Source organism: Providencia sp. AGC89 (genome assembly GCF_053543535.1).
The window spans coordinates 48,688-72,098 of sequence record NZ_JBIXLP010000095.1 but is presented as its reverse complement, the minus strand read 5'-3'; the positions used below and the strand labels follow the sequence as shown (position 1 = coordinate 72,098).

The following is a 23,411-nucleotide window of genomic DNA, read 5'->3' as shown; positions in this document are numbered from 1 at the left end:
GTGTGTAAGCATAGTGATATGTTGAGCTAACCAATACTAATGAACCGTGAGGCTTAACCTGACAACACCGAAGGTGTTTTAGAGATTGAGAGATGAGGTTGATTCAATGAGCGTGAGAAGCCGAGAGGCGAGGGACACAGCAGCTTGTTCAAGATTGCAGTTCTGGTTTAGTGACGAAATGTACTAAACGGGAACAAACCGAATTTGTCTGGCGGCAATAGCGCGGTGGTCCCACCTGACCCCATGCCGAACTCAGCAGTGAAACGCCGTAGCGCCGATGGTAGTGTGGGGTCTCCCCATGTGAGAGTAGGGAACTGCCAGACATTAAATTAGTGAGAAAGCCACCCAATGGGTGGCTTTTTTGCGTTTGGGGAAACCGAAATCACGCAATTTAGGGAGAGAGGCCTACATCGTGTGTTTATCGTTAAAGGTGATAAGGTAATCAGTAGTCCACTGAGGGATTGAGCTAGTAGGCGGTATAGCCTGATTGCGATAAGTATTATTGTTTAGTCCTGAGTTGCCCCCTCGCAATAGCACAAACTACAAATTTGATAAGATAAGATGCGCCTGATTTGATATACTGGTAGGCGATATCTTATCAAGCTGTAATAGGGTATTGATTATTTCATTGCAATGTAGGGATATGAGACGTGGCGAAAAGAACTTATTCTGTTCGATATATTGCAGGTGAACCTGCAAAACGTATTCAACCTACACCTGTACATATGTTAGGGGAATCCCTTCCAATTGGTATGCCGTTATTTGCTGCTGGGGAAACCTTAGATGTCGTTACTTGGAACATATATAAACAGCAGCGTCCAAATTGGAAAATAATGCTACGTGAGTTAGTGGTCGATAGAAAACTAATCTTACTGCAAGAAGCTCAAATGTCCCCAGAGTTAATTTCTTTTGCTGCTTCACATCAATTGATCGCTGACCAAGTCCCTGCTTTACCTTTTTCTCCTCATCCTGCGGGTGTAATGACATTGGCAACATCACATCCAATTTATTGCTGCCCATTGAGGGAGAAAGAGCCTTTATTACGTTTAGCAAAATCAGCTTTGATTACGGTTTATCCATTACCGAATGGTAAGCAATTGATGGTAGCGAATGTGCACGCAATTAATTTTAGTTTTGGGGTAGATGTCTACACTAAGCAACTAAATAAGCTTGGAACGCATATTAGTAAGCATATGGGGCCGGTACTCCTTGCTGGTGATTTTAACGCATGGAGTCGTCAGCGAATTAATGCACTAAAACGCTTTATTCGTTCTGTTGGCTTAAAAGAAGTTACCTATAATTTAGATTTACGGACAAAAGCTTTTGGTCGGCCATTAGATTTTATGTTTTATAGAGGTTTGAAGCTTAAAGAAAGTCGAGTGTTACAAACAGATGCTTCTGACCATAATCCAATCATCACTCAATTTGATTTGCTTAAGTAAGATCTTTTTAAGAGTTTCCCACCTTATTTATCTCTGAAACTATTGTAGATTTTATTATCAACTATAGCTGGAGATAGTTCATTGAAGCGATTATTACCTATAGCCTTATTATTTTGTGCATACCATGTTATGGGAAAAAATAATATCGAGCTAGCGAAACAAGCAGAACTACTACCCCGTTTGGTTATTTATGATCCGGCTTATCGTCAGATTGAATATCCTAATGGTGATGTCCCTGAAAATTATGGGGTGTGTTCTGATGTGATTATCCGTAGTTATCGGAAGATCGGAATTGATTTACAAAAATTATTACATGAAGATATTAAAACTAATTTTAATCAATATCCAAGTCAGCGTATTTGGGGTTTACGCAAGCCAGATAGAAATATTGATCATCGACGAGTGCCTAATTTAGAACGTTTTTTTACACGAAAAGCTACTGTAAAACAAATTACCAATAATGGGCAAGATTACTTTCCAGGTGATATTATTTCGTGGCGTTTAGATGATGGTCGACCGCATATTGGAATTGTGACCACTATTAAGCTACCTGATAGCCAACGGTATTTGGTAATGCATAACATTGGTTATGGGCAAGTGGCAGAAGACGTGTTATTTAAGTGGAAGATTGTAGGGCACTACTCGTATTAGCATCTTTTTATCAAATGGTTAGTGACACTGATGACTGTTTATTTAAATAAACAGTCAATTAATAACATTTGAATTTATCGGATAAAATTATTTAATATATGAAAGTAATTAGTTTTTCTTGTTGTTTTTTAAATTATATGCAATTTATTGTATAAGTTATTATTGGAATTAAACTATATTTATTAAGTGTAAAGCACGGTGATAAGCGATTTATTTGTCGAGTTGTTTTATTTCTTAAGGATTAAATGCCATGAAAAATATAGTTATTGTGGGTGGTGGTACAGGTGGTACCATGCTAGCTAATATTTTAGCTAGAAAACTTAATAAAGAAATTTTTTCGAAAAAAATAAAAATAACCTTAATAACAGATAACCCTATACACTATTATAAGCCGGCATTTATGTATGTGGCTTTCAATATGTTTTTTAAAGATGAGTTAAGTCGTCCAGAGCGTGAATTATTGAGGCCTGAAATTGAATTAGTTATTGATAAAGTAGATTCATTTAATTTTAAAGATAAAGAATTATATTCGATAAATAATAAAAAATACCATTATGATTATTTAGTGGTTGCGACAGGTTGTGTACCTAAACCTGAACGAATTGAAGGGCTAAAAGATATTGGTAATCACTTTTATGCCTATGATGCTTCTCGTAAATTAGCAGACCAACTTAGTAAAATTGAAAAAGGTCGTATTTTTATTACAGTTTCTTTTCCTGAAACGCCGAATGTACCTCACCAGTGTGGTATTGCTCCTATGGAGACAACACTGATGATTGATGAGTTCTTACGTAAACGCCGGGTTAGGGATAATATTGAAATAGTTTATACCTACCCAACCGTGTCACAATTATTACGTAACTGTTTATTTATGCAGCAGCCTGTTTGTGAAGTTATTCCAGAAATATTTACTATTAAAAATATTCAAGCACAGAGGGGATTTACATTAAATAAAGTCGATCCCGATAAAAAAATTGCATACTCAAAAGAAGGGGATGAACAGCCTTTTGATTTATTGATTAGTACGCCGCCAATCACCGCAGTAGAAGCAGTAATTAATACAGGATTAAGTGAACACAATAATGGTGAGGGATGGTTACCTACAGACCATGAAACTATGCAAGTATATGGTATAGACGGTGTTTATGTTATAGGGGATACCGTTGATTTACCGATTAGTAAAGCAGGAGGCAGTTGCCATAACCAAGCTGCAATTATTGCAGATAACATTTGTGGTGAATTAATTTATGGTTATCCGGCGGCTATATATGATGGACGAGTTCAGGCAGTTGCTCAAATGGGGTTAACAGCAGGAATGCCTTTGCAATATGATTATAAACACGATGTTATTCCGACTCCTCCAACTAAATTAGGAGGGTTACTGAGAAATGGCTTCAATAGGGGTATCTATTGGGCAGCTATTCGTGGCTTAGTTTAATGAGGAATTTAAAATGTCGAATAATGAAACTCAAAGTAAGCTTGTTGAGCTACTTAGCTCAGAATCAGGTAATCATCTTGCTGAAAAATTAGCACCATTATTACAATTAAATCGCTTAGATAATATTGTTGATTTACTGTCATTAGTTTCTGACCTTATTGATATCTTAGATAACAGTACAGTAGAAAGATTGTCAAATTCATTTGAAGATACTTTGGTTCCTGTATGGGAATTAGGTACAGCATATAACATGGCTAAAATGGAAGGTGTATATGATAGTAAAAACCCAAATTTTCGTTCAGTGTATGCTTTATTAAAAGATCCTGACACATTACGTGGAATTAGTACGGTTTTACGGACTTTGCAAATTGTCGGATCTCGATTATCTCAATCCCAAGGAGGGTGATTTTTAGGAGGTGGTATGAGTTTAGATATAAAAAGTTCTTTTGATACACGGGCAATTCATAGCCATTATGATGCAAACCAACATTTAGGTTCATTAGCAGCACCCATTTATCAAACATCAACTTATGTATTTAAAAGTGTGGAAGAGGGAGGTGCCTATTTTAGTGGTGAAAAAGAGGGGTATATTTATACTCGGATTAATAACCCGACGCTAACTTTACTAGAAAATAGGATCGCTTCTCTTGAGGAGGCAGAGGCTGCTGTTGTGTTCTCTTCAGGTATGGGGGCGATTACAGCGACTTTTTGGACATTGTTAAACCCTGGTGATGAACTACTAGTGGACTTAACCGTTTACGGTTGTACCTATGCTTTTTTTCATCATGGATTAGCTCGATTTGGTGTAAAAGTGCGTCATATTGATATGAGCGATCCAAATAATGTGGCTAAAGCGATCACTGATAAAACTCGGATAATATTTTTCGAATCACCGGCTAACCCAAATATGCGCTTAGTTGATATTGCAGCCGTGAGTGAAATTGCTCATCGAAAAAAAGTATTGGTGGCTGTCGATAATACATACTGTACGCCTTATATCCAAAAGCCAATTACACTTGGTGCTGATATTGTTATTCATTCTTTGACTAAATATATGAATGGTCATGGGGATGCAATGGGTGGGGCAATAGCGACTTCCGCAGAGTATGCGAAACAAGTAAGGTTAGTTGGATTGAAAGACATGACGGGGGCATGCTTATCTCCTCATGATGCGAATTTAATTCTTAGAGGGGTGAAAACGCTACCTGTTCGCATGGAACGGATTGTTCAAAATACGCATAAAATTGCTGAATATTTGCAGTCTCATCCGCAGATAAAGTCAATAATGTATCCAGGATTACCGAACTTTGAACAATACCAATTAGCTCAAAGACAAATGAAGTTAGCTGGGGGGATTATTGCCTGCGAGTTAAAAGGCGGAATCGAAGCCGGCAAACTGTTTTTGAACCGCCTCAAGCTATTTTCAAGAGCGGTGAGTTTGGGAGATTGTGAGTCATTAGCTCAACACCCTGCTAGCATGACCCACTCGACCTATACTCGAGAAGAAAGGTTGAAATATGGTATTAGCGATGGGTTGATTCGGCTTTCTATTGGTTTAGAAAACGTGGATGAGTTAATAGACGATATTCGTCAAGCTATTGAGCCATAATAAAAAATAGCCCTATATGGAATAAATATAGGGCTATTATATTTTTAGGTTAGCGCTTTTGGTAAGAACGCATAATAAAGAAAGCAATACTGAGTAAAGCAACCCAAACAAAGCCGACGATTAATGCGACCTGAGTATCTTTAAAGAAGCCTAGCAATGCGATAACAAACACCATGAATGCAATAGTGAGAGCAGGGCCTACAGGCCAGAACGGTACTGGAAATTTTAGTTGTTTTACTTCTTCTTGGCTCATTTTTCGGCGCATAGCAACATGAGATAGTAAGATCATGAGCCATACCCAGACGGTCGCGAAGGTTGCAATAGATGCAATAATCACGAAGATTTTTTCTGGTAATAGGTAGTTAAGGTAAACGCCCAATAACATTACGACAGACATAACCAGTACAGTTACCCATGGAACACCACTTTTTGTTAGTTTGGTAAAGACTTTTGGCGCTTGCCCATCTTGAGCCATGCCGTACATCATGCGGCCAGCACCAAAAATATCACTGTTAATCGCAGAAATTGCGGCGGTGATAACGACAATATTCAAGATATTGGCTGCTGATTGAATACCTAAGCTATCGAAAATTTGTACAAATGGACTACCGTTTTGGCCGATTTGATTCCATGGGTAAATACACATCAGGATAAATAGTGTTAAACCATAAAATAGTAATATGCGAATAGGTACAGCATTGATGGCTTTAGGAATGGTTTTTTCTGGATTCTGGGCTTCACTTGCGGTAATACCAATGACTTCAATACCGCCAAACGCAAACATGACGATAGCTAAAGAGGCGATGACCCCCTCAATGCCGTTTGGCATGAAACCACCGTGTTCCCACAGATTTTGTAGCCCAACTTCGTGGTTGGTTTCTTGACCAAAACCATAGAACATTAAGAATGCACCACCAACTATCATACCAATGATGGCACTGACTTTTATGATAGAAAGCCAGAATTCCATTTCGCCAAAGATTTTGACATGACATAAATTGAGCGCACTAATAAATAGTACGATACTTAATACCCATACCCACTGGTCGACATGTGGGAACCAGAACCCCATGTACATCCCGAAGGCGGTAATATCAGCTAAGCAGACAACCAGCATTTCAAATACATAGTTCCAGCCAGTGAGAAAGCCAGCTAGAGGGCCCATATAATGACTTGCATAGTGAGAGAAAGAGCCTGGGACGGGGTTATGCACCGCCATTTCACCGAGGGCACGCATTACCATAAACACGGCTGCACCGCCTAACATATAGGCAAGTAATACTGCAGGCCCAGCAGCCTGAATGGCTGATGCTGAACCGTAAAACAGCCCTGTACCAATCGCTGAGCCTAAGGCCATAAAGCGAATGTGCCGAACACTCAGCCCCTTTCTGAGTTGATTTTGTTCACTACTTTGCATGTCTTTTCCTGTCATTGACTTTGTTTTAATATATTGTACCGAATATAGTTTCGGTTTCGTTGATTTAATTGATGTACTTTCCTGAACGCAAGGTGATTACATTATCACAAAGTGCATTGCCCGTGAGATAGATATCTGCAATATAATATGCGCTAAATGGATTATTCTAGGAGCAGTATGAAGTACCCAATTAATGAAATCTTCCAAACAATACAGGGGGAAGGTGTTTTCACTGGTGTCCCAGCAGTATTTATTCGTTTGCAGGGCTGCCCTGTTGGTTGCAGTTGGTGTGACACTAAACAAACTTGGGATAAGGAACCTGCAAAAGAAACCACTTTGGGCGATATTGCATTGAAAACACAAGATAGTGATTGGTGGGCGATGTCTGATGCGGATGGGTTGGTCCAATTGATGCAAAAAAGTGGTTTTACCGCGAAACATATTGTGATCACGGGCGGAGAACCTTGTATTTATGATTTAACATCATTGACCGAGGCTTTGGAGAAGCAAGGGTATCAATGCCAAATTGAAACGAGTGGGACTTACCCAGTTCAATGCACAGAAGAGACTTGGGTGACGGTATCACCAAAAGTAGGTATGAAAGGCGGATTGAAAGTACTTAGCCAAGCGGTGGATAGGGCTAATGAAATTAAGCACCCAGTTGCGCGAGAAAAAGATATTGAAGCGCTTGAAAGAATTTTAGCATTACGTACTGTGGATGCTCCACCTATCGTTGCATTACAACCGATTAGCCAAAAGGCGACAGCAACGAAATTGTGTATTGACACTTGTATACAGCGTAATTGGCGTTTATCGATTCAAACGCATAAGTATTTGGATATTCAATAATAAAAAAATAACGATGACTTTGCATCGACCCCCAATAGTTGAAAAACAATCATTGGGGGCTTTAACATTATCTAAATGGTTGGTTTAACGGCACTTCAGGATCGGGCTCGTGAGTAATACGGTTACGTAAGTCACGACGAATAATCTCAATAGACCAAAACCAAATTAAGTGGCCAAATATTTCTGAAACATTCTCGTACCATGGGAGGTCGAAAAGTGGAGGGGTGAGCCCCATAAGAGGGAATGAAATCATATGGACAAATAATTGCGCCAGTGCACCCGCTAATAACCCTTGCCATAGCTTAATTTTAGGGAATATTTCAGCAACAATGCAATATCCGACAGCAAACACGATAGAAAATAGGATGTGAGTAACACCCACTGAATTAAACACGTGCCCTGCAAAGGTATAAACCGCAGAATTAGGGTCTGCAATTCCTAACCAATCTCTTAAGAAAATATAAGGTGGATTTAGAAAATTACGTGAGCAGTCAATTTGTTCTGCTGCGCGGATCAGAGTTTCAGGCGAGCAAGCCGCGTTGAACATATCTGTTGGGCTTCTTGGCGGTAATGGAACTTCAGCGCCCCATTTGACAAACGATGAGACAATACCTGCGATTAAACCGATAAATGCTGCTAATCCATAACGTCTTCTGGATTTGGGTGTTTGTTGAAATAGATTCATTTTCCCTGCCTTATTAAAAGTAAATAATGGTAAATAATAGATCAGGTTATAATTTGATGCACTATGTCAAATTAAAGTTTTTATGTTCTTTATGCCAGAAAACTTAAAATAGCCGTCAATGGCCTCTTTTTATTTATATTGTTGCAAAAATGTAAACTTTTCAGTGACTTCATTTTTGCGAAGATAGAAAATGCCCGTGGTTGCTTCACTTCTTGCTTATACTTTAGCGGCAACTCTTCTTACCTTAATCTTAGGTCTTGATACCAGATTAACCACTGCCACTTGATAGCGGTTGGAAAGCTTTTCATATGGTGTGTTAGGGAGTGCTTTATCTGAGGGGGGATTATTATTTACTGCATAATTAGCGATAAGTCGAAGAGAAGGATATAGAGATTTTTGCCCCTCATTTATTTTCAAAACCGATTAGGCTTGCCACTAAACCAGCAGCCTGAGGGGCTTGTATCCCTATATAAATGAATTTTATTTTTACCCAGCTATCAAAATAGTTACGGGAAATACTATTACCTTTTTAGAACTTATATTTTTAAGCCTGCCCGCGATAAACGCAGCCTGCATTGCAAGTTTCTTTAACGGTGACTGCACTTAATAAAGGTAAATGTGGTTTAGTTTGTTGCCAAATCCATTGTGCTAATACTTCACTTGTTGGGTTTTCTAGCCCTTTGATCTCATTTAAATAATGATGGTCTAGTTGTTCCCAAATAGGCTTAAATACCGCTTTCACATCAGCAAAATCAATAATCCAACCACTCTGTTTATCAACTTCCCCAGTAATTTCTAAACGCACCATGAAAGAATGCCCATGCAGACGACCACACTTATGACCAGCGGGGACATGGGGAAGTTTGTGTGCAGCTTCGAACGTAAAATCCTTATAGATTGTTGTGCTCATATATCATTCCTTATTGTTAATAAACAGCGCATTGTACTGTATTTTTAGCTAAAAATGTCTTTATTTGCCAAATTATTACTAACCGCTTTTATGGATATGATCCATCTGCTAATTGCTTTAGGCTTTTTAGTTATTATTTATGGCTATAGTTTCTTATCCCGCTATTGATGGTTGTTATAACCTAATCGCATACCCTACTTATTCTAAGTACAGCGGTATTTTTTGCTTTACTAGTTTAATTATTTAGGTAAATGAGCGAACAGTCTGTTGTGGGTATTTTCTGGGTGAGTGACATAGCATTGTTTTTTAAAATTCAAAAATGAACTACGCTGGGGTTACAGGATAATGACAAAAAAACAGCCGCCATTAGCGGCGCTGCCAATATCTGTTGAGCAATTAACACGTTTGCAGACAGTTGTTGATGATTTTTCATCACATCAACTCGCTTGGCTTTCCGGTTATTTATGGGGGATGGTAAATCAAAATGCCCCTGTTGACATGTCAACGAGTGCGCCAGTCGCTGCGCAGGAAACCGTTACGATTATTTCAGCCTCACAAACGGGTAATGCACGCCGCCTATCAGAGCAACTCAGAGAACGTTTAATTAGCGAAAAAATTAACGTGAATCTAGTGAATGCGGGTGACTATAAGTTTAAGCAAATAAACCAAGAGAAAGTGCTGGTTGTTGTGGCATCAACCCAAGGGGAAGGGGAGCCAGCAGAAGAAGCTGTCGCATTATATAAATACCTTTATTCGAAAAAAGCACCGAATTTGGCACAAACCAGTTATGCCGTTTTTGCTTTAGGCGATTCATCGTATGAAAAATTTTGCCAAGCGGGCAAAGACTTTGATTCCCAATTGGCATTATTAGGCGCAACGTCATTGATTGAGAGAGTCGATGCAGATGTCGAATATCAATCCATTGCAGATGAATGGGTTGAAAACCTCGCTCAAATCTTAAAGGCACGAGTTCCGGCACAAACTGATAGTCAATTATTAACAGCTCAAGCGGGAAGTGTGAATGAAATTCACTCATCGCCTTATACCAAAACAGCACCTTTAACCGCCACGTTACTCAGTAATCAAAAAATTACAGGGCGGGATTCACAAAAAGATGTTCGTCATATTGAAATTGATTTAGGTGACTCTGGTTTACGTTATCTACCGGGGGATTCACTGGGGGTGTGGTTTGATAATGACCCCGCATTAGTTGATGAGCTGGTGGCTTTACTTTGGTTACAAGGGGATGAAGAGGTCTTTATTGGCTCGCAGCGGCACTCTTTACGTGATGCACTGATTTATCAATTAGAACTGACACAAAATACTCATGTAATTGTCGAGAAATATGCACAACTATCTAAAGATGATGAGTTGCTGTCATTAATTAGCGATAAACAGGCTATTTTGCAATACGCGCAAACGACGCCGATCGTTGATATGGTGCGCCAAGCCGCAGCGCAGCCAAGTGCTCAAGAATTTGTTGATTTACTACGCCCACTAACGCCTCGATTGTACTCAATTTCCTCATCTCAAGCGGAATCAGAAGACGAAGTACATGCTACCGTTGGTGTTGTTCGTTATGACATCGATGGGCGTCCTCGCACTGGTGGGGCGTCGGGTTTTTTAGCAGATAGACTCAAAGAAGGGGATGAACTGCGCATTTTCATTGAGCACAATGATAACTTCCGCCTACCTGCTGACCCAACAACACCTGTGATTATGATTGGTCCTGGGACAGGCATCGCCCCATTCCGCGCTTTTTTACAGCAACGGGATAACGACGGTGCAACAGGTAAAAACTGGTTGTTTTTTGGTAACCCTCACTTTGTTGATGACTTTCTCTATCAAGTTGAATGGCAGCGTTATGTTAAAGACGGTTTATTAACCCAAATTTCATTAGCTTGGTCGCGAGATCAGAAAGAAAAAGTTTACGTGCAGGACAAACTTCGTGAACAAGGCGAAGCTGTTTGGCAATGGTTACAAGAAGGTGCACACCTGTATGTCTGCGGTGATGCAAATCGTATGGCAAAAGATGTAGAGCAGGCATTATTGGATATCATCGGTCAATACGGCAACATGGATAGTGAGGAGGCCGATGAATTTTTAAGTGAGCTGCGCGTAATGCGCCGTTATCAGAGGGATGTTTATTAATGAGCAATGAACAACAACAAAAACCCTTAATCGTCGAAGGCAAACTTGCTGACAGCGAACGCATGAAGCAAGACAGTAACTATTTGCGCGGTACCATTAAGGAAGATTTGAAAAACGGCTTAACTGGTGGTTTTAATGGGGACAACTTTTTATTGATCCGTTTCCATGGCATGTACCAACAAGATGACCGTGATATTCGAGCAGAGCGTGCAGAACAAAAACTTGAGCCACGTCATGCAATGATGTTGCGTTGCCGCTTACCGGGGGGAATTATCACCCCAAAACAATGGTTAGATATTGATAAGTTTGCTACTGAGCACACGCTGTATGGCAGTGTGCGCATAACTAACCGGCAAACATTTCAGTTCCACGGCATCCTTAAAGGGGATGTGAAACCTGCACATCAAATGTTAAGCCATGTCGGCTTGGACGCATTAGCAACGGCAAATGACGTTAACCGTAATGTGCTATGCACATCTAACCCAGTGCAATCGGAGTTACATCAGCAAGCCTATGAATGGGCAAAGAAAATTTCTGAGCACCTTTTACCTAGAACCAGCGCATATGCTGAAATTTGGTTAGATAAAGAAAAAATTGTGACAACCGATGAAGAACCTATTTTAGGGCAAACTTATTTACCAAGAAAGTTTAAAACATCGGTGGTTATTCCACCTCTCAATGATGTGGATTTACATGCTAATGATATGAATTTTATCGCCATTGCTGAAAATGATGAGCTCATTGGTTTTAATGTGTTGGTTGGTGGTGGTTTAGCTATGACTCATGGTGATACTGCGACCTTTCCACGTTTAGCCAGTGAATTTGGTTTTATTCCATTAGATAAAACATTGGCCATTGCAGAAGCGATAGTGACAACTCAGCGTGATTGGGGGAATCGGACTGACCGTAAAAACGCGAAAACTAAATACACTTTAGAGCGAGTGGGGGTCGATACCTTTAAGGCGGAAGTTGAAAGGCGCTCCGGCGTGGATTTCGAACCAATCCGACCTTATCAATTCACGGAACGCGGTGACAAAATTGGTTGGCTTAAAGGGGTTGATAATCGTTGGCACTTAACGTTGTTTATTGAAAATGGCCGGTTGATTGATTTAGCGGATAAACCATTAAAAACTGGGGTTGCGGAAATAGCGCGTATTCACCAAGGTGATTTTCGTTTAACAGCGAACCAAAATCTGATCGTTGCTGGTGTGCCTGAAAGTGAAAAAGAGGCGATTGAAGCGATAGCGAAAGCCCATGGGTTAATGAGTGATGCAATCACGCCACAGCGTGAAAATTCAATGGCTTGTGTTTCTTTTCCAACTTGCCCGTTAGCGATGGCTGAAGCGGAACGTTTTCTCCCTGAGTTTGTTAGCCACGTTGAAAATATTATGGCATCACATCAAGTGGCTGATGAGCATATCGTTTTGCGCGTTACAGGCTGCCCAAACGGATGTGGTCGAGCAATGCTGGCGGAAGTGGGGTTAGTTGGAAAAGCGCTTGATAGGTATAATTTACACTTGGGTGGTAACCGTATTGGAACGCGAATTCCACGCATGTACCGCGAAAATATCAGCAGTGCTGAAATTTTGGCTATTTTGGATGAATTAATTGGTAATTGGTCGAAAAACCGCTTAGCTCAAGAAGGTTTTGGAGACTTTTTAGTCCGTACTGACGTTGTAAAGCCAGTTGTAAATTCTGCTGTCGATTTTTATGAGGTTCAGGAGGCAGTATGAGTCAGCTTCAACTAGCGACAGTATTAAATTTAGATAAAGCTCAGCAAACGGCGTATTTATCTGACTTCAACGTGCAGTTAGAAAAAATGAGTGCAATACAGCGTATTGAATGGGCGCTTGAACATTTGCCAGCAGAATTTGTGTTGTCTTCCAGTTTTGGAATACAAGCAGCGTTAACGCTGCATATGGTGACACAAATTGTACCTGATATCCCTGTCATTTTAACGGATACAGGCTATTTGTTTCCCGAGACCTATCAATTTATTGAGCACCTAAGCAGTACACTAAATTTGAATTTACAAGTATATCGAGCTCAGCGAACCCCTGCGTGGCAAGAAGCGATTTATGGGCAGCTTTGGACGCAAGGTATTGAAGGGATTGAACGTTATAATCAACTTAATAAAGTTGAACCGATGGAAAGAGCATTACATGAATTACAGGCTCAGAGTTGGTTTTCCGGGTTAAGGCGTGAGCAATCAACGAGCCGAGCCAATTTATCAGTGTTGGGGGTTGGTAAAGGCATTTTTAAAATCCTACCTGTCATTGATTGGAATAATAAGCAAGTTTATGAATACTTAATAAAGTATAAGTTACCTTACCATCCATTATGGGAAAAGGGATATCTATCAGTCGGTGATACCCATACAACCCGTAAATGGGAGGAAGGGATGAGTGAGGAAGACACTCGTTTCTTTGGTTTAAAGCGTGAGTGTGGGCTTCATGAAAACTAAATACTCGTCATACTCGTCATACTCGTCATAATTCAAGCTGTCGCGTTGTTGGCTGCGTGCATTCGCACTAGTCACATACTTATGTATGCTCCTAGCGACTCATTTACTTGCCGCCTAGCGACAACATGAATTATTTAGAGTATGGGTTGGTCATAATTCAAGCGGTAAGGTTGTTGGCTGCGTGCATTCGCACTAGTCACATACTTATGTATGCTCCTAGCGACTCATTTACTTGCCGCCTAGCGACAACATGAATTATTTAGAGTATGGGTTGGTCATAATTCAAGCGGTAAGGTTGTTGGCTGCGTGCATTCGCACTAGTCACATACTTATGTATGCTCCTAGCGACTCATTTACTTGCCGCCTAGCGACAACATGAATTATTTAGAGTATGGGTTGGTCATAATTCAAGCGGTAAGGTTGTTGGCTGCGTGCATTCGCACTAGTCACATACTTATGTATGCTCCTAGCGACTCATTTACTTGCCGCCTAGCGACAACATGAATTATTTAGAGTATGGGTTGGTCATAATTCAAGCGGTAAGGTTGTTGGCTGCGTGCATTCGCACTAGTCACATACTTATGTATGCTCCTAGCGACTCATTTACTTGCCGCCTAGCGACAACATGAATTATTTAGAGTATGGGGTTGGTCATAATTCAAGCGGTAAGGTTGTTGGCTGCGTGCATTCGCACTAGTCACATACTTATGTATGCTCCTAGCGACTCATTTACTTGCCGCCTAGCGACAACATGAATTATTTAGAGTATGGGTTATTCGTAACCCAATTCGTGGTTTTAGTTTAGGGTTTAAATAGTTATAGATTTAATAAAATATTTGTTTAATTACAAAGGGATACTTTTATTTAAAAAATAGATATCCCTTAATTTTTATAAAACTAAATTTAAAATAAAGTTTTAGTTAAGTTTGGTTGATTTGATACTTTTGGTCTTTATTTTTTGCTAGTTAATGAATATTTGGCTTATTCCTTTCAGTTACAAGTCATGTTTTTTTAGCATTTCAAACCTTAACTTTTACACCATATAGTCAATTTTATATTTCATATAATAAGTTTATATAAAGATGGGTGAGCAAGATGGATTATTTACCGTTATTTGTCGATGTGCGTACGCGCAAAGTAGTGTTGATTGGCGGTGGCGTAGTGGCTGCACGCAAAGCTGAATTGCTCATCAAAGCACAAGCTCAACTTGTGGTTATCTCCCCGTCGTTATGTCCTCAATTACAAGCTCAGTGCCAACAAAACCATGTTATTTGGTTAGCTGAGGAATATCGCTCTTCTTTATTGGATGACGCTTTTTTAGTGATTGCGGCGACGGATGACACGAAACTTAATGAAACCGTTTTTTACGATGCTAATGAGCGAAAAATTTTTGTCAATGTAGTGGATGATCAACCTTTATGCTCGTTTATTGTTCCTTCAATTATTGACCGTTCTCCGGTGATTGTGGCGGTTTCCTCTGGGGGAACAGCACCCGTTTTAGCCCGTTTATTGAGAGAAAAATTGGAAACAATGCTTCCTGCTTCTTTGGGGAAAATGGCTGAAATTGCTGGGCGTTGGCGCGGTAAAGTCAAAGAAACGCTGGTCAATATGCGGGAAAGAAAGCGCTTTTGGGAAAAAAGTTTTAGTGGGCGCTTTGCATCACTAGTTGAAAAAGGCCAATTAAGCGAAGCAGAGTTGCAATTAGAACGCCAACTTTATGAACCCGATAACCATGGTGAGTTAATTCTTGTAGGAGCCGGGCCCGGTGATGCGGGGTTACTTACGTTAAAAGGGTTGCGTGTTTTACAAAGTGCCGAGGTGGTTTTATATGATCACCTTGTTAGTGAGGAAATTCTGGAATTGGTACGTCGTGATGCCGACAAAATTTGTGTGGGTAAACGAGCTGGCAATCACAGTGTTTCTCAAGAAGAAACTAACGCATTGATCGTGAAATTTGCTCAGCAAGGCAAAAAAGTTGTTCGCCTTAAAGGGGGGGACCCGTTTGTTTTTGGTCGCGGAGGTGAAGAGCTACAAGTTGCTGTTCAGGCAGGGGTCCCATTTCAAGTGGTACCAGGGGTGACCGCGGCGATTGGTGCAACTGCTTATGCAGGGATCCCGCTGACGCATCGGGAATACTCTCAGAGTATTACATTTATTACTGGGCATTGTCGTGAAAATGGCGCTGATTTGGATTGGCAGGCACTTGCTCGTGGTCAACAAACCTTAGCAATTTATATGGGCACAGTAAAAGCAGCCAATATTAGTGAACAACTGATTAAATTTGGGCGAGCGAGTGATACCCCTGTCGCTGTTGTAGGTTGTGGGACAAGGCGTGAGCAAAAAGTGGTTACAGGTAGTTTATCTGAGCTGGAAACATTGGCACAGCAAGCACCATCACCCGCTTTGATCGTGATAGGTGAAGTTGCGGCATTACATAAACAATTAGCATGGTTTGGCACACAAACTGAAGATATCAGTTGGCGCAGTGCTGTACTGGAATTGGCTTAATTTAGGAGGCGCTTGTGAACGAAAAAACATTGACTCATTTACAGCAGTTAGAGGCAGAAAGTATTCATATTATTCGAGAGGTTGCCGCCGAATTTGCTAACCCAGTGATGCTGTATTCTATTGGAAAAGATTCGTCTGTCATGCTGCATTTAGCTCGGAAAGCTTTTTACCCTGGGAAATTACCTTTTCCTTTGTTGCATGTAGATACAGGATGGAAATTTCGCGAAATGTATGAGTTTCGTGATGCAACAGCACAGAAATATGGCTTTGAATTATTGGTGTATCGTAACCCTGAAGGGGAAAGATTAGGGATTAACCCATTTGTACATGGCAGTGCAAAACATACCGATATCATGAAAACCGAGGGGCTAAAGCAGGCTTTAGATAAATATGGCTTTGATGCGGCATTTGGAGGGGCACGACGAGACGAGGAAAAATCCCGAGCAAAAGAGCGGATCTATTCTTTTCGTGACCGATCTCACCGTTGGGACCCGAAAAACCAACGCCCAGAACTTTGGCATAATTACAATGGGCAAATAAACAAAGGTGAAAGTATCCGTGTATTTCCACTGTCAAATTGGACTGAACTCGATATTTGGCAATATATCTATTTGGAAAATATCGATATTGTTCCATTGTATTTTGCAAAAGAGCGGCCTGTTATTCAACGAGAAGGGGCCTTGTTGATGGTTGATGATGACCGTATTGATTTACAAACGGGGGAAGTTATTCGCCAGCAAACAGTACGTTTTCGAACTCTTGGCTGCTGGCCTCTTACGGGAGCCGTACCATCAAATGCGCAAACCCTGCCTGAAATTATTGAAGAAATGTTGGTTTCTACTACCAGTGAACGGCAAGGGCGGTTAATCGATAGCGACCAGTCAGCATCGATGGAACTGAAAAAACGCCAAGGCTATTTTTAAGGCCTGTGGGGAAGGTTAATACATAACGTCAGGGTCAATACGTAAGGTCAGGAGAAAAATCATGGCACAGGCCGTTTATAACGAATCAATTGCACATCAAATTGAGCAGCAAGGTGGTGTGGAACCTTATTTACTGGCTCAGCAGCAAAAAGGGTTATTACGTTTTTTAACTTGTGGCAATGTAGATGATGGCAAAAGTACTTTAATTGGCCGTTTACTGCATGATACCCGCCAAATTTATCAAGATCAGCTCTCAACACTGCAAAGTGATAGTAAGCGTATAGGTACGCAAGGCGAAAAACTGGATCTTGCGTTATTGGTTGATGGGCTCGCAGCAGAGCGTGAGCAAGGGATCACCATCGACGTTGCTTATCGCTATTTTTCCACGGAAAAACGCAAATTTATTATTGCCGATACACCTGGTCATGAGCAATACACGCGTAATATGGCGACAGGCGCATCAACATGTTCACTTTCTATTTTGTTGATCGATGCGAGAAAAGGGGTACAAGAGCAAACTCGACGCCATAGCTTTATCAGTACTTTGTTGGGGATACGCCATCTTGTTGTCGCCGTAAATAAAATGGATCTGGTGGGTTACAGCGAAGCTGTATTTGAGAAAATTAAACAGGATTATCAACAGTTTGCAACAGAATTACCCGTTGAATTGAATGTATGGTTTGTGCCAATTTCAGCGCTTGATGGCGACAATATTGTGAATAGCAGCCATCACTTACCTTGGTATCAAGGCGAAACACTATTATCGATTTTAGAAAATGTTCAAGTGGAACAAAAGGCCGTAGAACAGGCAATGCGTTTTCCAGTGCAGTATGTTAATCGTCCAAACTTAGATTTTCGAGGCTACAGTGGAACGTTATCGTCAGGTATTGTACGGGTAGGGCAAAACATTAAAGTCTTACCGTCGGGGGCGACATCTCAAATTAAACAGATTGTGACTTTTTCTGGTCCACAAGAGTTTGCTATTCCGGGGGAAGCTATCACGCTCGTTTTAGCGGACGAAATTGATATTAGCCGCGGTGATTTATTGGTTGCAGAAAATGAAACCTTACAAGCGACACAACATGCGTCAGTTGATGTTGTGTGGATGTCTGAGCAGCCTTTAGTCCAAGGGCAGCAACTCGATATAAAAGTGGCTGGTAAGCGTAGTCGAGCCAAGGTTGAAAATATTCAATATCAAGTTGATGTGAATAATTTAACGCAAAAAGTTGCCACAGAGTTACCTCTAAATGGAATAGGTTTAGTGGAGTTTTCTTTTGATGAGCCGCTATTGTTAGAAAATTATCAGCGTAATGCGGATACTGGCGGTATGATCCTGATTGACCGGTTAACTAATGTCACCGTAGGAGCAGGGCTAGTTCGCGAGACACAAGCCCCTATTTTTGAGCCAACTAGTGAATTTAGTGAATTTGAAATTGAATTAAATAAATTAGTTCGTCGTCATTTTCCGCATTGGGGCGCTCGTGATGTTCTTGGTGGAAAATAACTATGATGACAAAAGCAAATAATATAGTTTGGCATCAACATGCTGTGACTCGACAGCTACGGGAAAGCAATAATGGGCACAAAGGTGCAGTATTGTGGTTTACAGGGTTATCGGGTTCAGGGAAATCTACCCTTGCAGGGGCGATAGAACATCAATTAGCTTCAATGGGGAATAAAACCTATTTATTGGACGGTGATAATGTTCGCCACGGGTTATGTCGTGATTTAGGTTTTAGCGAAGCGGATCGGCAAGAAAATATCCGGCGGATCGGGGAAGTGGCTAAATTAATGGTAGATGCAGGCTTAATTGTTGCTACTGCATTTATTTCCCCGTTTCAACATGATCGGCAAAAGGTGCGCGATTTATTTGAGCCGAACCAATTTTTTGAATTGTATGTTGATACTCCTGTCAGTATTTGTGAACAGCGCGACCCAAAAGGTTTATATCAACAAGCCCGAGAAGGTAAAATCAAGCAGTTTACAGGGGTTGACTCCCCCTATGAAGCCCCGCAATATCCGGAGCTACAGCTTAATGGTCAACAACCGATTTCAGACTCCCTTTCTCAAATTATTGCGTTATTATTGCGCAATCAAATCATTCAAGTGGATTATTAATGGCCTTTAAATATCCCTCTTTTTTATTAAATGGTAAAATAAGAGGGAATATTTAGTGCATTTAAACCAGACTTATTCTGACTTTTTATCACTATTTTAGTATCACAGTAGCGTCATTCGTTGAGTTATGGGATGATTAGCAAATCATTTCAGGGGGCAAGATGGGTAAATTAACGCTACTATTAATCGCGATATTAGCATGGTTACAATATTCCTTATGGTTAGGTAAGAACGGCATACATGATTACGTACAGGTCAAAGATGATGTTGCTGCTCAGGAAATTGTTAACTCGCGCTTGAAAATGCGTAATGAACAGCTATTTGCGGAAATTAATGATTTAAATGATGGGCAGGATGCGATTGAAGAACGAGCTCGTAGTGAGCTTGGGATGATCAAGCCTGGGGAATCTTTTTATCGGGTGGTTAAAGAAAGTAATAACCAAAAATCCACACAATAATAACGATGCAAAAATGGTATGCCCATTAGCCTGATTATTTCTGATGTAAGAATCTAATAATGATAAATCCAGACAATACCCCACAAACCCGAGCCCTACAAAACAATGACCCTCAAATTGTTGCGCTAATTCCTGCGGCAGGGATAGGGAGCCGCATGAATGCCGATTGCCCCAAACAATATCTACGGGTGGCTGGCAAAACGATCATTGAACATACACTGAGTGCATTGCTAGCAAATAATAATGTTAAACATATTATCATTGCACTAAGCTCAGAAGATGAATATTTTCAGCAGCTAGCTATTTCAACAAACCCTCGAATTACTGCGGTTATTGGTGGAAAGGAACGTGCAGATTCGGTCCTTGCCGGTGTCAATTTTTTAGCGGCGCAACCTGAACTCTCAAATTGTTGGGTGTTAGTCCATGATGCTGCTCGTCCTTGCCTCCACCAGTCAGATTTAAATAAAATTATTCAATTAACAACAGAACAAAACTGCTGTGGTGGGATACTCGCGGCGCCTGTTCGTGACACCATGAAACGCAGTTTAAAAGCCAGCCAGTTAATCGACCATACTGTTGAACGTGAGGCTCTATGGCATGCGCTGACACCACAATTTTTCCCGCTATTATTATTACGGGACTGTCTAAGTAAAGCCTTGAAAGAAAATGCAGTGATCACAGACGAAGCCTCTGCACTTGAATATTGCGGTTATCAACCGGTATTAGTTCCGGGGCGCGCAGATAATCTAAAAGTGACACGCCCAGAAGATCTCACCTTGGCGGAGTTTTATCTTTCAAGAATGAACAATTAAGGAAAAAAAATGAGAATCGGACACGGTTTTGACGTACACAAATTTGGTGGTGAAGGCCCTATCATCATTGGTGGCGTGCGCATCCCTTACGAGCAAGGCCTACTCGCGCACTCAGATGGTGATGTTGTATTGCATGCATTAACTGACGCAGTACTCGGTGCTGCTGCGTTAGGAGATATCGGTAAATTATTTCCAGATACTGACCCTGCATTTAAAGGGGCTGATAGCCGTGTGTTACTAAGGGAAGCCTTTTGTCATGTACGTGCTAAAGGTTATCGTATTGGTAATATTGATATTACCATTATGGCTCAAGCGCCTAAAATGTTGCCGCATATTGCTCAAATGCGGGTCAATATTGCTGAAGACCTTGAATGTCATATGGATGATGTTAATGCGAAAGCCACGACGACGGAGCAGTTGGGGTTTGTGGGGCGTAAAGAAGGCATTGCCTGCGCCGCGGTTGTTCTTTTAGTCAAAGATAATAGTAATGAAAGCAATGAATGTTCAGTACCTGCATGGTAAGCCGTTGTCTTCTGGCACGCTAAAAAGTGTTCCTGAAGATTTTATTGTCAAAGAAGATTTAGGCTTTGAGCTCGATGGTGAAGGCGAACATGTCATGGTTCGTGTCGAAAAAACAGGGTGTAATACGCTGTTTGTTGCTGAGCAATTAGCAAAGTTTGCTAAAATTTCAGCTAGAGCTGTCAGCTATGCAGGTTTAAAAGATAGGCATGCGGTGACTGAGCAGTGGTTTTGCTTACAAATGCCGGGTAAGGTAACGCCAGATTTTTCTGCATGGCAGCTTGAAGGATGCCGCGTGCTTGCCACTACACGGCAAAAACGGAAATTACGTATTGGTTCCTTGAAAGGAAATCAATTTGAAATCACTTTGCGTGATATTTCAGATGCGAAAGATGTTGAACAACGCTTAGAAAAAGTCGCATTATCTGGAGTACCTAATTATTTTGGTGAGCAGCGCTTTGGTCGTGGTGGGCAGAATCTGACCCAAGCATTACGTTGGGCAAACCAAGAGATTCATGTTCGTGAGCGGAATAAACGCAGTTTTTATCTTTCTGCGGCTCGCAGTGCAATGTTTAACCATATTGCGAGTGAACGTATTGCGAATAATACGGTACATCAAGTGCTATTAGGGGATGCATTACAACTAACGGGGCGGGGGAGTTGGTTTGTTGCAACTTCGGATGAGTTATTAACACTGCAAGAACGTGTGTTATCAACAGAGTTAAGTATTACTGCCCCTCTTCCTGGTGATGGCGAGTTAGGTTCGCAAGATGACGCATTAGGGTTTGAAATTCATTGCTTAGAAGATTATCAGCCATTTATGGCTTTAATGAAAAGTGAACGCGCATCTTTGGTGAGAAGAGCCGTTATTATCAAGCCTCAGGGATTGCAGTGGCAATGGTTAGATAACACGACAGTAAAGCTAACATTTTTCTTAAACTCAGGTAGTTTTGCGACAAGTGTAGTAAGAGAAATTATCAATCAAAATGGGCAGGATAATGCCGATGCTAAAGATTTTATTGAGTAATGACGATGGCGTAAATGCACCGGGTATCCAAACCCTAGCGGCTGCGCTACGCCAATATTATCATGTTCAAGTGATTGCCCCAGACCGCAATCGCAGTGGTGCGTCGAATGCACTAACATTAGATAAGCCTTTGAGAATTCAAACGTTAAGTAATGGTGACCTTTCGGTACAAGAAGGCACGCCAACAGATTGTGTGTATATCGGGGTAAATAAAGTGGTGCGCCCACGGCCTGATATTGTGGTCTCAGGTATCAATTGTGGGCCGAACTTGGGGGATGACGTGATTTACTCAGGTACAGTCGCTGCGGCTACTGAGGGGCGTCACTTAGGCTTACCGTCGATTGCCGTGTCATTAGATGGGGATACTCATTATGAAAGTGCGGCAAGGGTAACATGTGATATCTTGATGTTGCTGCAAAAGAGCCCTCTGCGTGCGGGTAATATTTTAAATATCAACGTACCTGATATTCCTTATGAGGATATTAAAGGTATCAAAGTGACTCGCTGTGGAAGCCGGCATGCTGCATCTGAGGTATATAGCTTAGAAGACCCGAAAGGTAATATGCTGTATTGGCTAGGCCCTGTTGGTGAAATTCGAGATGCTGGTCCGGGGACCGATTTTGAAGCTGTACAACATGGCTATGTTTCGATAACCCCATTGCAAGTTGACTTAACAGCCTATAAAACGCACACGTTAGTGGAAGAATGGCTAGAAAAATCAGGAGTGCTAGTAAAATGATAACAGGGCTCATGAAAGATCTTTTGGCTCAATTACGCCAACAGGGAATTCACGATGAGCGCCTATTAGACGCAATTTCACTCGTGCCTCGAGAACGCTTTGTGGATGAAGCTCTTTCACATAAAGCCTACGATAATATTCCATTGCCGATAGGCTATGGTCAGACTATTTCGCAACCATACATAGTGGCTAAAATGACCGCCTTGCTGTCTTTGTCACCGAATGACAAGGTGCTTGAAATAGGGACAGGGTCTGGCTATCAAACGGCAGTACTTGCTCATTTAGTTGAGCATGTTTTCTCTGTTGAACGAGTGAAAAGTTTGCAATGGTCCGCAAAGCGGCGTTTAAAACAGCTTGATTTACATAATGTGTCAACTCGCCATGGTGATGGTTGGGAAGGGTGGCAATCAAAGGGCCCTTTCGATGCTATCATTGTGACAGCTGCGCCGACTGAAGTGCCAACCATGTTACTGGAGCAATTGAAAGATGGTGGGCGGATGGTTTTACCTGTTGGAGATAAAGAACAATCTTTAAAGCTCATTACCCGTCGTGGTAATGATTACCATGCTAATGTCATCGAGAAAGTGCGTTTTGTTCCATTAGTTGCGGGTGACCTTCTTTAATCTATTTGCAATGGTATTTATCCATCACCGCACTGGGTAATTTTGTATCATTAGTCTACATAAATACT

The 23,411-nt window shown here is 41.1% G+C and carries 22 protein-coding genes and 1 rRNA gene; 20 read left to right on the top strand and 3 right to left on the bottom strand.

What is annotated here, in order from left to right; genetic code table 11:
- Positions 1 to 207: 207 nt before the first annotated feature.
- The 6 genes from rrf to megL all read left to right on the top strand — a co-directional run bounded on the left by rrf (position 208) and on the right by megL (position 5,140).
- Positions 208 to 323 (top strand): 5S ribosomal RNA (gene rrf, locus ACIPUA_RS23205).
- Between the two features lie 327 nt (positions 324 to 650).
- Complete coding sequence (locus tag ACIPUA_RS23200) at positions 651 to 1,442, top strand: endonuclease/exonuclease/phosphatase family protein (protein ID WP_042848949.1); 792 nt, start codon at positions 651 to 653, stop codon at positions 1,440 to 1,442.
- 129 nt (positions 1,443 to 1,571) lie between these two features.
- Positions 1,572 to 2,093 (top strand): DUF1287 domain-containing protein, encoded by a 522-nt coding sequence (locus ACIPUA_RS23195; RefSeq protein WP_113767341.1) that lies wholly within the window; start codon positions 1,572 to 1,574, stop codon positions 2,091 to 2,093.
- A gap of 250 nt (positions 2,094 to 2,343) precedes the next feature.
- Positions 2,344 to 3,531 (top strand): NAD(P)/FAD-dependent oxidoreductase, encoded by a 1,188-nt coding sequence (locus ACIPUA_RS23190; protein ID WP_042848947.1) that lies wholly within the window; start codon positions 2,344 to 2,346, stop codon positions 3,529 to 3,531.
- Between the two features lie 13 nt (positions 3,532 to 3,544).
- Positions 3,545 to 3,937: a hypothetical protein gene (locus tag ACIPUA_RS23185; RefSeq protein WP_048608213.1), complete on the top strand. Its 393-nt coding sequence runs from the start codon at positions 3,545 to 3,547 to the stop codon at positions 3,935 to 3,937.
- Positions 3,938 to 3,952: 15 nt separating this feature from the next.
- Positions 3,953 to 5,140: a methionine gamma-lyase gene (megL, locus tag ACIPUA_RS23180; RefSeq protein WP_071548563.1), complete on the top strand. Its 1,188-nt coding sequence runs from the start codon at positions 3,953 to 3,955 to the stop codon at positions 5,138 to 5,140.
- Between the two features lie 49 nt (positions 5,141 to 5,189).
- Here megL and ACIPUA_RS23175 read toward each other — a convergent pair whose 3' ends face one another.
- Positions 5,190 to 6,557: an amino acid permease gene (locus ACIPUA_RS23175; protein ID WP_042848944.1), complete on the bottom strand. Its 1,368-nt coding sequence runs from the start codon at positions 6,555 to 6,557 to the stop codon at positions 5,190 to 5,192.
- A 177-nt stretch (positions 6,558 to 6,734) separates the two neighbouring features.
- Here ACIPUA_RS23175 and queE point away from each other — a divergent pair, with 177 nt between their 5' ends.
- Entirely contained in the window at positions 6,735 to 7,406 is a 672-nt protein-coding gene (gene queE / locus ACIPUA_RS23170; RefSeq protein WP_042848943.1) for a 7-carboxy-7-deazaguanine synthase QueE, read from the top strand.
- A gap of 67 nt (positions 7,407 to 7,473) precedes the next feature.
- Here the strand turns inward: queE and ACIPUA_RS23165 are convergent, their stop codons facing one another.
- On the bottom strand, positions 7,474 to 8,091 hold the full coding sequence (locus tag ACIPUA_RS23165) for a YagU family protein (protein ID WP_042848942.1): 618 nt from the start codon (positions 8,089 to 8,091) through the stop codon (positions 7,474 to 7,476).
- A 544-nt stretch (positions 8,092 to 8,635) separates the two neighbouring features.
- The gene (queD, locus tag ACIPUA_RS23160) at positions 8,636 to 9,001 is read right to left on the bottom strand and encodes a 6-carboxytetrahydropterin synthase QueD (protein ID WP_042848941.1); all 366 of its coding nucleotides are present in this window, start codon (positions 8,999 to 9,001) and stop codon (positions 8,636 to 8,638) included.
- Positions 9,002 to 9,346: 345 nt separating this feature from the next.
- Here queD and cysJ point away from each other — a divergent pair, with 345 nt between their 5' ends.
- The 13 genes from cysJ (at position 9,347) to ACIPUA_RS23095 (ending at position 23,343) form a co-directional block, all read left to right on the top strand.
- A complete protein-coding gene (cysJ, locus tag ACIPUA_RS23155; protein WP_449060207.1) occupies positions 9,347 to 11,152 on the top strand; it encodes an NADPH-dependent assimilatory sulfite reductase flavoprotein subunit in 1,806 nt (601 codons plus the stop codon).
- Positions 11,152 to 12,885 carry an assimilatory sulfite reductase (NADPH) hemoprotein subunit gene (gene cysI, locus ACIPUA_RS23150; protein WP_042848939.1) on the top strand — a complete coding sequence of 578 codons (1,734 nt, stop codon included), beginning with the start codon at positions 11,152 to 11,154 and terminating at the stop codon, positions 12,883 to 12,885. The genes cysJ and cysI overlap by 1 nt, the downstream gene beginning before the upstream one ends.
- On the top strand, positions 12,882 to 13,616 hold the full coding sequence (locus tag ACIPUA_RS23145) for a phosphoadenylyl-sulfate reductase (protein WP_181468719.1): 735 nt from the start codon (positions 12,882 to 12,884) through the stop codon (positions 13,614 to 13,616). Before cysI ends, ACIPUA_RS23145 begins: the two co-directional genes overlap by 4 nt.
- 1,095 nt (positions 13,617 to 14,711) lie before the next feature.
- Positions 14,712 to 16,124: a siroheme synthase CysG gene (gene cysG, locus ACIPUA_RS23140; protein ID WP_131680846.1), complete on the top strand. Its 1,413-nt coding sequence runs from the start codon at positions 14,712 to 14,714 to the stop codon at positions 16,122 to 16,124.
- Positions 16,125 to 16,138: 14 nt separating this feature from the next.
- The gene (cysD, locus tag ACIPUA_RS23135) at positions 16,139 to 17,047 is read left to right on the top strand and encodes a sulfate adenylyltransferase subunit CysD (RefSeq protein WP_042848936.1); all 909 of its coding nucleotides are present in this window, start codon (positions 16,139 to 16,141) and stop codon (positions 17,045 to 17,047) included.
- A gap of 61 nt (positions 17,048 to 17,108) precedes the next feature.
- Positions 17,109 to 18,551, top strand: a complete 1,443-nt coding sequence (gene cysN, locus ACIPUA_RS23130) for a sulfate adenylyltransferase subunit CysN (RefSeq protein ID WP_042848935.1) — start codon at positions 17,109 to 17,111, stop codon at positions 18,549 to 18,551.
- A 5-nt stretch (positions 18,552 to 18,556) separates the two neighbouring features.
- Positions 18,557 to 19,165, top strand: coding sequence for an adenylyl-sulfate kinase (gene cysC, locus ACIPUA_RS23125; RefSeq protein WP_094301238.1), 609 nt, complete (start codon positions 18,557 to 18,559; stop codon positions 19,163 to 19,165).
- Between the two features lie 161 nt (positions 19,166 to 19,326).
- The gene (gene ftsB / locus ACIPUA_RS23120; RefSeq protein WP_042848932.1) at positions 19,327 to 19,623 is read left to right on the top strand and encodes a cell division protein FtsB; all 297 of its coding nucleotides are present in this window, start codon (positions 19,327 to 19,329) and stop codon (positions 19,621 to 19,623) included.
- A gap of 59 nt (positions 19,624 to 19,682) precedes the next feature.
- Positions 19,683 to 20,435, top strand: coding sequence for a 2-C-methyl-D-erythritol 4-phosphate cytidylyltransferase (ispD, locus tag ACIPUA_RS23115; protein ID WP_071548561.1), 753 nt, complete (start codon positions 19,683 to 19,685; stop codon positions 20,433 to 20,435).
- Between the two features lie 9 nt (positions 20,436 to 20,444).
- Positions 20,445 to 20,957, top strand: coding sequence for a 2-C-methyl-D-erythritol 2,4-cyclodiphosphate synthase (ispF, locus tag ACIPUA_RS23110; RefSeq protein WP_042848930.1), 513 nt, complete (start codon positions 20,445 to 20,447; stop codon positions 20,955 to 20,957).
- Positions 20,923 to 21,981, top strand: coding sequence for a tRNA pseudouridine(13) synthase TruD (truD, locus tag ACIPUA_RS23105; RefSeq protein WP_449060206.1), 1,059 nt, complete (start codon positions 20,923 to 20,925; stop codon positions 21,979 to 21,981). Before ispF ends, truD begins: the two co-directional genes overlap by 35 nt.
- On the top strand, positions 21,959 to 22,720 hold the full coding sequence (surE, locus tag ACIPUA_RS23100) for a 5'/3'-nucleotidase SurE (RefSeq protein ID WP_042848928.1): 762 nt from the start codon (positions 21,959 to 21,961) through the stop codon (positions 22,718 to 22,720). Before truD ends, surE begins: the two co-directional genes overlap by 23 nt.
- Positions 22,717 to 23,343, top strand: coding sequence for a protein-L-isoaspartate(D-aspartate) O-methyltransferase (locus tag ACIPUA_RS23095; protein ID WP_042848927.1), 627 nt, complete (start codon positions 22,717 to 22,719; stop codon positions 23,341 to 23,343). The genes surE and ACIPUA_RS23095 overlap by 4 nt, the downstream gene beginning before the upstream one ends.
- Positions 23,344 to 23,411: the final 68 nt, after the last annotated feature.

What these genes read in the sequence shown, in the direction of transcription:
- ftsB (WP_042848932.1), top strand. Translation starts at nt 19,327, where the DNA reads ATGGGTAAATTAACGCTACTATTAATCGCGATATTAGCATGGTTACAA.
- ACIPUA_RS23185 (WP_048608213.1), top strand. Translation starts at nt 3,545, where the DNA reads ATGTCGAATAATGAAACTCAAAGTAAGCTTGTTGAGCTACTTAGCTCA.
- ispD (WP_071548561.1), top strand. Translation starts at nt 19,683, where the DNA reads ATGATAAATCCAGACAATACCCCACAAACCCGAGCCCTACAAAACAAT.
- ACIPUA_RS23190 (WP_042848947.1), top strand. Translation starts at nt 2,344, where the DNA reads ATGAAAAATATAGTTATTGTGGGTGGTGGTACAGGTGGTACCATGCTA.
- cysJ (WP_449060207.1), top strand. Translation starts at nt 9,347, where the DNA reads ATGACAAAAAAACAGCCGCCATTAGCGGCGCTGCCAATATCTGTTGAG.
- truD (WP_449060206.1), top strand. Translation starts at nt 20,923, where the DNA reads ATGAAAGCAATGAATGTTCAGTACCTGCATGGTAAGCCGTTGTCTTCT.
- ACIPUA_RS23195 (WP_113767341.1), top strand. Translation starts at nt 1,572, where the DNA reads ATGGGAAAAAATAATATCGAGCTAGCGAAACAAGCAGAACTACTACCC.
- cysC (WP_094301238.1), top strand. Translation starts at nt 18,557, where the DNA reads ATGACAAAAGCAAATAATATAGTTTGGCATCAACATGCTGTGACTCGA.
- ispF (WP_042848930.1), top strand. Translation starts at nt 20,445, where the DNA reads ATGAGAATCGGACACGGTTTTGACGTACACAAATTTGGTGGTGAAGGC.
- cysN (WP_042848935.1), top strand. Translation starts at nt 17,109, where the DNA reads ATGGCACAGGCCGTTTATAACGAATCAATTGCACATCAAATTGAGCAG.
- queE (WP_042848943.1), top strand. Translation starts at nt 6,735, where the DNA reads ATGAAGTACCCAATTAATGAAATCTTCCAAACAATACAGGGGGAAGGT.
- cysI (WP_042848939.1), top strand. Translation starts at nt 11,152, where the DNA reads ATGAGCAATGAACAACAACAAAAACCCTTAATCGTCGAAGGCAAACTT.
- cysG (WP_131680846.1), top strand. Translation starts at nt 14,712, where the DNA reads ATGGATTATTTACCGTTATTTGTCGATGTGCGTACGCGCAAAGTAGTG.
- queD (WP_042848941.1), bottom strand. Translation starts at nt 9,001, where the DNA reads ATGAGCACAACAATCTATAAGGATTTTACGTTCGAAGCTGCACACAAA.
- megL (WP_071548563.1), top strand. Translation starts at nt 3,953, where the DNA reads ATGAGTTTAGATATAAAAAGTTCTTTTGATACACGGGCAATTCATAGC.
- ACIPUA_RS23175 (WP_042848944.1), bottom strand. Translation starts at nt 6,557, where the DNA reads ATGCAAAGTAGTGAACAAAATCAACTCAGAAAGGGGCTGAGTGTTCGG.
- ACIPUA_RS23165 (WP_042848942.1), bottom strand. Translation starts at nt 8,091, where the DNA reads ATGAATCTATTTCAACAAACACCCAAATCCAGAAGACGTTATGGATTA.
- ACIPUA_RS23095 (WP_042848927.1), top strand. Translation starts at nt 22,717, where the DNA reads ATGATAACAGGGCTCATGAAAGATCTTTTGGCTCAATTACGCCAACAG.
- ACIPUA_RS23145 (WP_181468719.1), top strand. Translation starts at nt 12,882, where the DNA reads ATGAGTCAGCTTCAACTAGCGACAGTATTAAATTTAGATAAAGCTCAG.
- surE (WP_042848928.1), top strand. Translation starts at nt 21,959, where the DNA reads ATGCTAAAGATTTTATTGAGTAATGACGATGGCGTAAATGCACCGGGT.